10 protein-coding genes and 2 pseudogenes are annotated in these 10,932 nt (G+C 58.1%); 6 read left to right on the plus strand and 6 right to left on the minus strand.

Going from position 1 to position 10,932, the window contains the following annotated elements:
* Positions 1-35: 35 nt before the first annotated feature.
* Both BLS48_RS33300 and BLS48_RS33305 read right to left on the minus strand, forming a co-directional pair.
* Positions 36-359, minus strand: coding sequence for a helix-turn-helix domain-containing protein (locus BLS48_RS33300; RefSeq protein WP_038654663.1), 324 nt, complete (start codon positions 357-359; stop codon positions 36-38).
* Positions 349-708 (minus strand): type II toxin-antitoxin system RelE/ParE family toxin, encoded by a 360-nt coding sequence (locus BLS48_RS33305; RefSeq protein ID WP_038654666.1) that lies wholly within the window; start codon positions 706-708, stop codon positions 349-351. Before BLS48_RS33305 ends, BLS48_RS33300 begins: the two co-directional genes overlap by 11 nt.
* A gap of 114 nt (positions 709-822) precedes the next feature.
* Between BLS48_RS33305 and BLS48_RS33310 the strand changes: the two are divergent.
* Positions 823-1,137, plus strand: a pseudogene (locus tag BLS48_RS33310) (tyrosine-type recombinase/integrase); the annotation flags it as partial.
* A 36-nt stretch (positions 1,138-1,173) separates the two neighbouring features.
* Here BLS48_RS33310 and BLS48_RS33315 read toward each other — a convergent pair.
* The 3 genes from BLS48_RS33315 to BLS48_RS33325 are packed head-to-tail and all read right to left on the minus strand — an operon-like array spanning position 1,174 to position 3,387.
* A complete protein-coding gene (locus BLS48_RS33315; RefSeq protein WP_038655370.1) occupies positions 1,174-1,743 on the minus strand; it encodes an RES family NAD+ phosphorylase in 570 nt (189 codons plus the stop codon).
* Positions 1,744-1,751: 8 nt separating this feature from the next.
* On the minus strand, positions 1,752-2,090 hold the full coding sequence (locus tag BLS48_RS33320; RefSeq protein ID WP_038655373.1) for an antitoxin Xre/MbcA/ParS toxin-binding domain-containing protein: 339 nt from the start codon (positions 2,088-2,090) through the stop codon (positions 1,752-1,754).
* Positions 2,091-2,094: 4 nt separating this feature from the next.
* Positions 2,095-3,387 (minus strand): hypothetical protein, encoded by a 1,293-nt coding sequence (locus BLS48_RS33325; protein WP_091586562.1) that lies wholly within the window; start codon positions 3,385-3,387, stop codon positions 2,095-2,097.
* A gap of 510 nt (positions 3,388-3,897) precedes the next feature.
* On the opposite strand from BLS48_RS33325, the pseudogene BLS48_RS36450 reads away from it, so the two are divergent.
* From BLS48_RS36450 to BLS48_RS33350, 5 genes and pseudogenes are all read left to right on the plus strand, one after another.
* A pseudogene (locus BLS48_RS36450) lies at positions 3,898-4,297 on the plus strand (site-specific integrase); the annotation flags it as partial.
* 917 nt (positions 4,298-5,214) lie between these two features.
* Positions 5,215-6,396 (plus strand): plasmid partitioning protein RepA, encoded by a 1,182-nt coding sequence (repA, locus tag BLS48_RS33335; protein ID WP_038655379.1) that lies wholly within the window; start codon positions 5,215-5,217, stop codon positions 6,394-6,396.
* Entirely contained in the window at positions 6,393-7,427 is a 1,035-nt protein-coding gene (gene repB / locus BLS48_RS33340) for a plasmid partitioning protein RepB (protein ID WP_038654833.1), read from the plus strand. The genes repA and repB overlap by 4 nt, the downstream gene beginning before the upstream one ends.
* Positions 7,428-7,581: 154 nt before the next feature.
* Positions 7,582-8,787: a plasmid replication protein RepC gene (gene repC, locus BLS48_RS33345; protein WP_091586564.1), complete on the plus strand. Its 1,206-nt coding sequence runs from the start codon at positions 7,582-7,584 to the stop codon at positions 8,785-8,787.
* Between the two features lie 356 nt (positions 8,788-9,143).
* Complete coding sequence (locus tag BLS48_RS33350; protein ID WP_091586566.1) at positions 9,144-9,356, plus strand: cold-shock protein; 213 nt, start codon at positions 9,144-9,146, stop codon at positions 9,354-9,356.
* A 320-nt stretch (positions 9,357-9,676) separates the two neighbouring features.
* Here BLS48_RS33350 and BLS48_RS33355 read toward each other — a convergent pair whose 3' ends face one another.
* The gene (locus BLS48_RS33355) at positions 9,677-10,897 is read right to left on the minus strand and encodes an ISAzo13 family transposase (RefSeq protein WP_038650363.1); all 1,221 of its coding nucleotides are present in this window, start codon (positions 10,895-10,897) and stop codon (positions 9,677-9,679) included.
* Between the last annotated feature and the right edge of the window lie 35 nt (positions 10,898-10,932).

A 10,932-nucleotide genomic window follows, 5' to 3' on the forward strand; every position in this document is an offset into this window, starting at 1 on the left:
GATAAGATTGCATTATCATTCGTTTTTTAAAATGCCTACTGCAGCACCTGCAAACCGTGCTTTTCAACCACCGACAGAAGCTTCAGCGCCAGCCCGCTCGGCCGCTTGGCACCCGTCTCCCACTTCTGCACCGTCGATTCCGACGTGTTGAGATAGCGCGCGAACACCGGCTGGCTGACGTGATTGCGCTCGCGCAGCGCCTTTATCTTCTTTGCGTCGAATATCGTCGGCCGGGACAGGCAGGCTTCGTCGAAGGAGCGCAGGGTCTGCTTGTCGACCGTGCCGGCGCGCACCATGCCTTCCACCGCGCTGTGGATCGCCTCGAAGGCGTCGCTTTTGAATTTTCGTCTAATCGCCATCGCCAATCTCCATCAAAGCTCCAGCATTCAATTCCGCGGCCAGATCCGCGGTGGATTTGCGCCGGTAGAGCGCCGCAAGCTCGCGAAACGCACGCAATTCGTCATCATCGATGTTCGCCCTGTCCTGTTTGGCGAACAGATAGACGTAAACCCAAAACTCACCGCTCCTGGCGAGCAGGATCGATCGAAAGCGATTGTCACCGAGCCGTTTCTTGAAAACGCCTCCGCCGAGATCGTCCGCCTTGCCCTGAGCGGCCTCCCTGGCTGCCCGCGTAAGCGCTGCATCCGAAAGCCGTGCCTTGCGCGCCGCCTTGGCGAACCATGCTGTCTTAAATATGCGATCGGGCATGACGAAAGATAGCACTTGGTGCTATGGAATTCAATGGTGTCGCAACCGTACTGACTTATGGCGGACGAAGCCGACGATGAATTGCCCGTCATCGTTGAGATCTTCTCGCGATGGGCAGGGAAGGCCCTGTTCCGGCGCGTCACCGGCCAGGGCAAGGTTGTCGGCGCCGATCGACTCAACGACCAGGAGGTCGCCCGCCTAGTCAAGCGGACCGCCTTGGCCGCCGGCGTCCGCGGCGACCTGCCCGAGGGCGAGCGCAGCAAGCTGTTTGCCGGCCATTCATTAAGGTCTGGTCTCGCCTCCTCGGCCGAGGTCGACGAACGCTACGTGCAAAAGCAGCTCGGCCACTCAAGTGCCGAGATGACCCGCAAGTACCAGCGCCGCCGCGATCGCTTCCGGGTCAATCTCACCAAGGCGAGCGGTCTGTAGGGAACAAAAGCCCTCCCCTGCCCTACTAGTCTAGGTTCAAGATTGGTGGTCGCGGTGCTGTCGCTGGGTGTTTCTTCGCTTTCTCCAGTCGTCCCAATCGACCGGCTCCGAGCTGACGACAATAAGATCCGCCGGTGTGAAGTGCTCGGTAAAGAGAACGAGGTTCTGACACGGCCATCGCGCGCTTGGCGCCAAAATGCCATCGAATCCGAGGAAGGCGGCCGCATCCCCAATTTCCTGCGTGCGCTGATAGGAGAGCGACCCATAGGTTTCCGGCGTTATCCCAAGTGCCTTCAACTCTGCCAGGTTGGCAATTCGAAGCGTCCGTTGGGTGCGGACCGAAATCTGATGCAAGACCGATCGAATTTTGGACGGAAAGACCGGTTGACGGCTTAGATGAAAGTGAATCTCCTCGAGTGAGCCCTCCCGCTCCAGCGAGGTGTAGAGCACGTCGAACGAGCCCGGATCCCAACGAGCCCCAGCCGGATAGCCCAGCAGCGGCTCGCGTTCCTCGCGGACAATGCGCCAGACATTCCCCTCGAATGACACGCCCTTGTGCGTGTCAAGCAGGTCAAGCAGTTCAAGATCTCGCGCCCTTCGCTCCACGCGTCGCCTCAGATGTAAGCGCCGGCGTCGAGGCGTTCAATCACCGCCAGGACTTCCTGGGTACGATCGGCATTGATGAGATCAATCGCGCGCTCGTTGTTGAGAAGAGGATGGCGCGAATGCAGCCAAAGCCGAGTTTCATCGGCCGTATAAAAGTCAGAGAGGCGATCAACAACGTACCGCAGATCAGCAATGACCGTCTGGGTTCGAAGATTTGGAGAGCCGTTGCCGTGCGACCACCGCGACACAGTCGCGGTCGATACATCGACAATGTTGGCGATGTCCTTGCCCTGCAGGCCTCCCCGAGACCGAAGATCGTCCAGAATTCGTGCTACAGCTGTGCTCATGTTTTTACCTGCGGTGCGAGGCCACGCTCGCACCCCTCCCCTGCCGCCGCGGTGGGACAGGAGCCCTTGGCTGGCCGGCAATCGTGCCGTTCAAGGACTCCAGAACCGCATGCATCTTTTCTAGCCGGTCGCTACTGCGCTGTAGCACCTCCGATAAGCCTTCGTCCGATACCTTGAGCTTTGCGGCCGACCGCGCGACCCGTTCCGCCGCAGCCAGCTCCTTTTCAAGAAAATGCTGCGGACGTCGCGCGTCGGGCACCGCCGACAGTTCTCGGATCTGGCGAGCGCGCTGGCGCAGATAGTGCGCCTTTGGATCCTTCAACGTGTCGCTCAGTCCATTCGGACAGCATGATCGATCGTGGCAGCTCAGCAGAGGTTTGGCTCCTGGTGCAGCCATCAGAGCGTCGACCTGTTTCACGCTGAGGAGGCGATCCAATCCACCAATTAGAACACGCTTCTCGGGTCCTCCGCCACCGGTCTGAGGCGGCTTCGACCAATCGCTGGCATCGAAGCGTTCTTTCTCGGCAACGCCATGACAAATTCCACCGGCAGCACCGAAAGCGGCAATAGCGACGCCCACAAGACCACCGACTCCATCGGCCACGATAGGAACTTCCAGTCTGTGAAAGTCCATCATGGCTGCTACGTACCGCCGCAATCCCATCGGCGTGGCGTCCGCGCCGAAGCCCGAGACGCGGAACCACAGGTTGTCAAACGGTGCGTTCTTCAACGCGGCTATGAACGCCCGTCGCTGAGCAGGATCGCGAAGGGATGAATTCTTGATCATCAGCGGGTAGTCGATGGCGATGTCCTTGCCTCCTTCCGCATCGAGCGCACGGCGCAGAGCGGCGGTGGCCTCGCAGTCGAGGGCAAAAAGCGGGTCTGTCGAGCCCTCAAGGACATGCGCAGGTGCCTGTACGGCGTGAAAGCCCTGTTTCACCGCAAAGCGGGATATCTGGCCGATGACGTCCCGGTTCGCGTTTGGTCGCAGATCGTCGGGCGTCAGAACGCTATCAGGATTTGCCCAAGGCGCAGACTTGGCCGCTCCACCAAATCGGCCAATCGACGAAAGCTCGGCGACATTGGTGTCCAGGATCAGCTCTCCGCCGACCTCGGCGATGGCCGTCAGGAGATCATGTTGCCTCAGAGCCGCCGAGGCTTCCACCACGACCCGATCAACCATCATCTTTCCCGAACCCAACAGGGTCTCGAGCTGTCGGTGACCGCTGGTTCCAACGCGCAAAAAGTGACCGATCGGTTTCGGCTGACCATGCAGGTAGATGATTTTCTCGCTCATCTTTATGCTCCTGATGCTACTTACGTTGTGATTTCACATTTGTCAAGCGATGAAATCGTTATGCAACTCAGCCCGGTCACGCACCTAGCTGCCTACTCCAACGGATCGATTGTCCTTATCCTCTGCGCTTGCAAATCTGCTTCCAAACACCCTCCCCAGGGCTTCGGATGCCCACTGACACGCAAAGTCGTGCTTCCACAGGCCGACAAATCGGCTATGCGCGTCTCTACCGGTGAGCAGGTGACCCAGGCTCAGGAATGGAGTTGCAGACCGCCGGCTGCGACGTCGAGGAGAAGGATTTGTCGCCTCTCGCACCCGGCCTGCCCTGTCAAACCCCCTGTATCGGAGCCACGCTCGTGGCCTCGCGCGATCCATCAGCCATTTCCTTGAGGTGGTCGAGGATATCGCCGCCAAGGGTGCGAATTTTCGCTCGCTGCGGGATCCGATCGACACAAGGACGCCGCAGGGCACGCTCTCGCTGCAGGCCTCGGCGCCGTGGCGCAGATCGAGCGCGAGGCCGAGATCGGCCGCGGTTCGTCCGATGCCACATGCCCGGTTGTCGCCCTGCAGGACCTGGTTGAAGTTTGCGCGCATCGCGCATCGCGCATCGCCCATGGTCCCGCAGTGTTACTGGTTAGGGCAAAACGCTTAGCGCCAAGCGGCGTAACTATCAGGAGACGGCCCAGTTGGTAAGCGCACCGCCTTGGTCTCGGCGCGCGCGGCGATCACTCTGAAGGCGAGCGGGGACAGAAGTTTTCTGGCCACTCGCCGCGCGCCGGCCTCGCCTCGTCAGCCGAGGTCGACGACGCGCTATGTGCAAAAGCAAGTCGGCCATGCCTCCGCCTAGATGACCCCGCAAATATCAGCGCCGACGCGATCGTTCCGAGTCAATCTAACTAAGGCGTCAGGATTTCAGCGATACGCCCCCAGCCGAGGAGACTCCGGCTGCGCCAATCCACCAGAGAGCCAGAATCCCAACCCATCAAGTTGATAGGGGTCCGGGGTTGTTGGTGCCGTGCAAGCCTCCAACTCGAGAGTTGTTCCCAGCTGGGAACTCAAAGTTCGGATGGTGCCTCTGCTCGATTAAGAGTCATGCGAGGAGTTTGCTTCTCGATGGTTCTCTCCAGGATCCGTCGCCAACACGGAGCCACTTGCTTGCGACATCCTCGACGCACTGGAAGAATGTGCGCATAGACAGGACGCCCACTTGCCAAACGATGAGTGCTGTCAAAAACGAGTGGGACGCCTGGCGACAATCCTAACCCTTGATGCCGGAAAGGGGCGTGGGCCGGTAAGGGTGATCACCGAAGTGACATCGGAAGCGGCGTGGCATGACAGCATCACAAACACAACCGATCGTCTCCGACGCAAAGGATGGTGACTCCCCAGGGATTGCGCGAGCTCTGTGCCTGCCGTGGCAATGGGAATGTCGCTGCCGCTCCAACGTGGGGGATCTCTCCAGGGGCCGAAGGCTGCCTGCGATTTTAGGGCTGGCCGCCGCACGCCGACGCTGGCAAGCAAATCGGTAAACCAACATCGACTATCTACGAGAACAAAACGGGGCAAAGGGCTCGCTCGTACACCGACGATCCGCGACCAATATCATGGCTGTCTTTTTCAATACCTGATGCGCAACTTTGATGGCACGGGAAGCGAGCGAAACGAAAAGTTCCCAGCTGGGAACTGCCTTATGTCCATTTGCCCGAATTCTCCGAATCGGGCATAAGCCCAGTAACGGAAAAACCGCGTAATTCGAAAAGTTGGCGTAGTTGGCGTGGCGTCAACAGCTTGTTCGCAATAGGCGCTGGGTGCAAGAGGAGAATCTGGGTGACGCGGCATCTAAGTAGCCTTCAATTCATGAATACCTTTTCGACGAAACTCGAGAAGGCACTCAACAATCTTTCGCTGGCACAGTATCCTCCTGACGCAGTTCGTACGATGCGAAAGTTCACTTCGACGGAAGTGGCGGCATTGCTAGGAGTGACCGAAGCTTACATACGGCAGGTTTCCTTAAAAGGGCAGGGACCCGAGCCAGAGACAACGACCACCGGAAAGCGCCTATATTCTGTGGAGCAGGTGCTGGACCTTCGGATGCACCTGGCGGAAAAAGCTCGGAAGAAATGGATTAATCCTCGTCGCGTTAAAGGCGAGGATTGCCAGATCATCGCGATCACGAACTTCAAAGGTGGATCGTCCAAGACAGCGACCACCATTCATTTAGGTCATTGGTTGGCACTACGGGGATATCGCGTTCTCGCAGTCGACATGGATCCCCAGGCGTCGTTAACAAGTCTGCAGGGAGCGTTACCCGGATTTGACTACCGAGAAGGTGACACCCTCTACTCGGCGATTCGGTTTGATGATCCAGTGCCAACAGAAAAGATTATCCATCAGACTCATATCATCGGCTTCGACGTCATCTGCGCGGGTCTTGAGCTGACAGAATTCGAAACGGCCGTTACCCTTGAGATGCGCAAGAGTGGAGGAACCAGTTTCCTGCTTCGAGTGTCACAGGCCCTGGAACAGATTGTCGATAGCTACGATATCGTTCTTCTCGACTGTGCGCCGTCACTCAATTTCCTGACGCTTTCGTCGCTCACTGCCGCTACCGGAGTCCTAATCCCAGTTCCAGCGCACATGCTCGATGTCGACTCCACAGGGAAGTTTTTGGAGCTCGCCGCATCTTATATGCAGATCCTGGATCAGGCTGGTGCAGGCGCGCGCTGGGATTTCGCCAAATTCCTCATCACAAAGTTTGAGGCCAACGACCACCCGCAAGCCAACATGCAGGCCCTAATGCGCCAAGTGTTTCGCGAGGATTTACTTCTCAATTCGGTCTCCAAATCCACTGCCGTTGCGGACGCTCTTACTTGGAAGCAAAGCCTCTATGAAGTGCAACGATCGAGGTTCTCGGCACCTAAAACTTATGATCGTGCAATCGAATCGATCAACGCCGCGAACGCGGAAATAGAAAGCCTCATCACAATGGCATGGAGGCGTGAACAGTGAGCCGTAAAGATTCTAAAGGCATGTTTGCTGCTGTTTTGGGGCAACTCGGGGAGGAGAATCCGGAGGAGGGCGTTAGCCGCCGCACGTCATCGCCGCACCTGATGAAGGTGGCGGCTGGTGTTCGCCAAATGCAAGAGCGTAGCGATATCGCCGACAAGTTACTGAGGTCAGGCGAACAGATCATTGAACTCGATCCCGACAAAATACGGCCGTCATCTATCACCGACCGATATGATGAGGCCTACGAAATTTCAGCCATTGCTGAGATCACAGAATCCATGCGGGAGCGCGGTCAAATTGTGCCTGGATTGGTTCGGCCAGTACAAGGCAAGGATGGCGAGTTTCAAATCGTCTATGGCCGCAGAAGGTTAGCGGCAGCTAGGCAGCTCGGGATTGGATTCAAAGCGGCCGTCCGCGAGTTAACTGATGAACAGGCCGTCATTTTCCAAGGCGAAGAAAACACCGCTCGAGAGGATCTTTCATACATTGAAAAGTGCGCTTTTGCGCTTGCGCAGCAGGAAGCGGGGTACAAACGGGACACCATCTGCGCTTCGTTGTCGACAGGAAAATCGCATGTCTCCGAGATGATAAAAATCGCGTCCTCGGTCGACAAGGAGATACTGCAATCGATTGGTAAAGCTCCCGGTATTGGTCGAGGACGATGGCAGGAATTCTCGAACCGCTATTCCGTCGACGGCTCACTCGCAAAAGCCTCCGATCTTATTCGCAAAACCAAGTTCCGCGAGGCAACGTCCGACGACAGATTCATTATGCTGCTTGAGACGCTGCCACTGGATCAAAACGCGTTCAAAGTACCTGCGGGACCGGCTAAGCCATCAAAGCCCAAGATTGCTATGAAATCCTGGGCTGCTCCAGACAAAACAGTCAGCGTCAGCCTCAAAGACAACGGAAAAACTACCATGATTGCGGTGGGAGAGGCCGAAGGATCGCGTTTCGCCGCGTTTATCGCCGGACAACTGGACGACCTGTTTGAGGCCTTTCGGAAGTCCACAATGAAACAAGGAGTCTGAAACCGCAAAAGAAAAAGGCCCCCGAACGGCAAGCCGTGGAAGCCTCTCTCTGAACTAAGCGCTCTGAGAATCGCATCTCCACGAATCACTGTCAAGAGTCATTGGCGTCGTTTTGGCGAGCAGATTTCTTTTGCCTGATAGAGGGTGAAAGAAAATGGACACGGGTATTGCAACGACGCCCTTTGGGCGGCGGCCGATGTCGCTTGCCATGCTGGCAGCGCAAAACGATTCACGTGAAATCCCCAAGGGCAGGGTCGTCGACAAGTGGCAGATCTACCGCAACCTCTGCGAAGGCAAGAGCATCATCGGCATCGGCGATCGTGCTCTGGCCGTCCTGAATGCGTTGCTATCGTTCTATCCTGATAGCGAATTGAGTGAGGAAAACGACCTCATCGTCTTTCCCTCAAACGCTCAGCTGTCGCTTAGGGCGCACGGAATGCCTGAGCCCACCGTCAGACGACACCTGGCGGCTCTTGTTGACTGCGGGCTGATCATCCGTCGGGATAGCCCGAACGGCAAGCGTTACGCCCGCAAGGGCCGGGGAGGGCAGATCGAGGAAGCATTCGGCTTCTCCCTGGCGCCCCTGCTGGCCCGTGCTTACGAGTTCGAGGCCGCGGCTGAATGTGTTCGTGCCGGCAAACGGGCGCTCAGGCTTATGCGCGAGCGGATCACCTTGCACCGCCGAGACATCCACAAGCTGATCGAAGCGGCCGTTGACGAAGATGTCCCGGGCGACTGGGGAGGCCTGTGGAAGCGTTTCCGCGGCGTTGTGGAGGCAATCCCACGCCGAGCCTGCATTGCTCAGCTGGAACCGATCGTAGCGGATCTTGCCGCATTGCATGACGAAGTGGATAAGCTGCTGGAAATTCATATGAAATCCAAGAATCTGAGCGGCAATGACTCTCAAAACGAGCGGCAGCAATCTGATTCAAATACCGACTCTATTTTTGAATTTGAACCTGCTTTAGAGAAAAGCTGGGCGACGGCCGAGCCCAGGACGAGGACCGCGGAGGCGCCGAAAACATACCCGCTGGCGATGGTGCTGAAGGCCTGCCCTGAAATTACCGACTACGCCGTCGACGGGATCGGCAATTGGCGCGACCTCATGATAACGGCCGCTCAGGTGCGGGGATATCTGGGCGTTTCGCCGTCCGCGTATGAGGAGGCTTGCCATGTAATGGGCCAGGAGACCGCGGCGATCGTGATTGCCTGCATCCTGCAAAGGGCGCAGCACATCAACTCGGCCGGCGGCTATTTGCGGGTACTGACCGAAAAGGCGACGGCGGGGCAGTTCTCTGTCGGGCCGATGCTGATGGCGGCGCTCAAGGCGAACGGCGCGACGGCGAGGATGACCGGATGACGATCGCCAATCCCGCAGCCTGTCGCTTTGCGCCTGGCTCAAAGCCAATGCGGCCTTATGGATCGTTGGTTTTCGCCGACCGGCAAGGGGTCCTGGTGGCTATTTGGGCAGTCTGACCGACCAGGCGCAATGGCAGGGCAGGAGTTCAGTGCGTCCTGTTCCCAAACACACGATGCTGGCATTGGCCAACTATCGAGTTGGCGTCTGCGGTCAGCGGAACGCCGCTTGGTGCCAACGTCCCCTAAACAGGCTGCAGACTTGCCATGACGCCCATTTGCTGCATCTATCTGGAACGGCGGCGGCCGGTGCGGTCGGCCAGGCAGATTTGTAGACACCTACGGCAAGGAAATACCTATATGGCGACTGGGACGGTAAAGTGGTTCAACGCGACCAAGGGCTTTGGCTTCATCCAGCCCGACGGTGGTGGACAGGACGTGTTTGTCCATATTTCTGCTGTCGAGCGCGCTGGCCTGTCGACGCTCGTTGACGGCCAGAAGATCAACTATGAGATAGAGCAGGATCGGCGGACCGGCAAATCGTCGGCCGGCAACCTGAGCAAGGCTGGCTGAACCAGCCGTATCGTTTCAGCAATCGCATTAGGCATGCAAGCTTCGGTGCACCAAGAGAACAAGTCTGGTGGCCTACGGCATGTCGTTGAAGTGTCACCTTTGCTGACCCATATGCGCGGTGCGCCGGATGTTTCCTCCCATTCGTCTGGCGCGTTCCCCTCTGGAGGTTTTGACCTTCACACTTGGCCCGGCCCCGAGTCCGGCCTTTTTCTTGCGCGCGAGAAACAGGTAAACTGGGGCGACGACGACCGGCCATCCTCTCCGATCATGCAGGCTTGTCGAAGACCATGGGCATTCCACGATTAGGACGTGTCGATAATTTATCGCGCTAATTTTTGGGATTGCGGCTTGATTGTATAGTTCCATTCACCGTGGAATTCGTTGCGAATGATGTTCAAGCTGGCCATGTCCTCGTCGGAGACTTTGATCCCGGCGGGATAGCGGTTTTCATCAAGTTCGCAACGAACGGTCAGTCCCGCCGTCGAGGTTGTGGCGCCGATGAGTTCGACGATGGTGCGATAATCGGTGAGCGGTCGTCCACGCCAGTTTCTCGAGATGAACGAGAAGAGGCGGTGTTCGATCTTGTTCCATTTGCTGGTGCCGGGCGGGAGATGGAGGACAGCGATGGTCAACCCCAACTCGTCGGCCAGCTTTTGGAGTTCGACTTTCCACAGGCGCACGCGCGAACCGTTGCTTCCGCCGCCGTCGGCGGTGATCGTCAAGGTATGAGCGTGCGCGTAGCGATCACGCCCCATGCTGATCCACCAGGAGCGTATGGCGTTGACGGCGAAGGCAGCGGTATCGTGGTCGATCCCGACGCTGACCCACCCTTTGTCATCGGCGATATCATAAATACCGTAGGGCGCGGCACGACCGAGCTTCGGGTCGACGAAATCATGGACGCGGACCGGCTCTGGTGCTCCGGCCGGTCGGTATTCACGTCCGCCATTCTTGAAGTCGCCGACGAGTTCTTTCTTCTTCGTATCGACGGAGATCGCAGGTTGACCGGCCGTAATGGCGTCCTTGACCGTCCTGGCGATGTGCTGGAACTGTGCGTCGCGATCGACGTGGCTCGATCCCTCCAGCGTCTTTCGATTGCCCTGAAGAGAATACCCAAGCGTTTTCAACAGAGTACCGACGACGTCATGACCGACACGATGGCCCATGGCGCAAAGCGCCGCCGCCAAGTTCCGCAAGCTTTTCGATGTCCACTTCAAGGGTGACATCGGATCGCCACGCGTGGCGGGGTCGACAAGCCTTTCCAGGTCGCTGAGAAGTGTCGGATCCGTCTGCGTCAAAGGTTTGCGTCCGGCACCCTTGCGCCGGATGCCGCCAAGAGCTGAATCCGGCGCCGCGCCGCGCAGTTCCCGCAATCCATATCCGATGGTGCTACGCGCGATCCCCGTTGCCGCGGACACCGCCGCGATCCCGCCCCAGCCCGCGGTGAGCGCTTCCGCCGCCGCAAAGCGGCGACGACCACGCTCGTCCAGCACGGGGCTAACCGCATCATAGCGGAGCTTTATAGCGGCGACATCGATCACCGCCCATGTCTACAAAGCAACGCAGGATTTCGGAA

This window comes from Mesorhizobium qingshengii, from assembly GCF_900103325.1.
GTDB classification, from domain to species: Bacteria; Pseudomonadota; Alphaproteobacteria; order Rhizobiales; family Rhizobiaceae; genus Mesorhizobium; species Mesorhizobium qingshengii.

Coding starts and splice junctions, on each gene's coding strand:
- BLS48_RS33320 (WP_038655373.1), bottom strand. CDS start 2,090: ATGAGCACAGCTGTAGCACGAATTCTGGACGATCTTCGGTCTCGGGGA.
- BLS48_RS33300 (WP_038654663.1), bottom strand. CDS start 359: ATGGCGATTAGACGAAAATTCAAAAGCGACGCCTTCGAGGCGATCCAC.
- BLS48_RS33350 (WP_091586566.1), top strand. CDS start 9,144: ATGGCGACTGGGACGGTAAAGTGGTTCAACGCGACCAAGGGCTTTGGC.
- BLS48_RS33325 (WP_091586562.1), bottom strand. CDS start 3,387: ATGAGCGAGAAAATCATCTACCTGCATGGTCAGCCGAAACCGATCGGT.
- BLS48_RS33305 (WP_038654666.1), bottom strand. CDS start 708: ATGCCCGATCGCATATTTAAGACAGCATGGTTCGCCAAGGCGGCGCGC.
- repC (WP_091586564.1), top strand. CDS start 7,582: ATGGACACGGGTATTGCAACGACGCCCTTTGGGCGGCGGCCGATGTCG.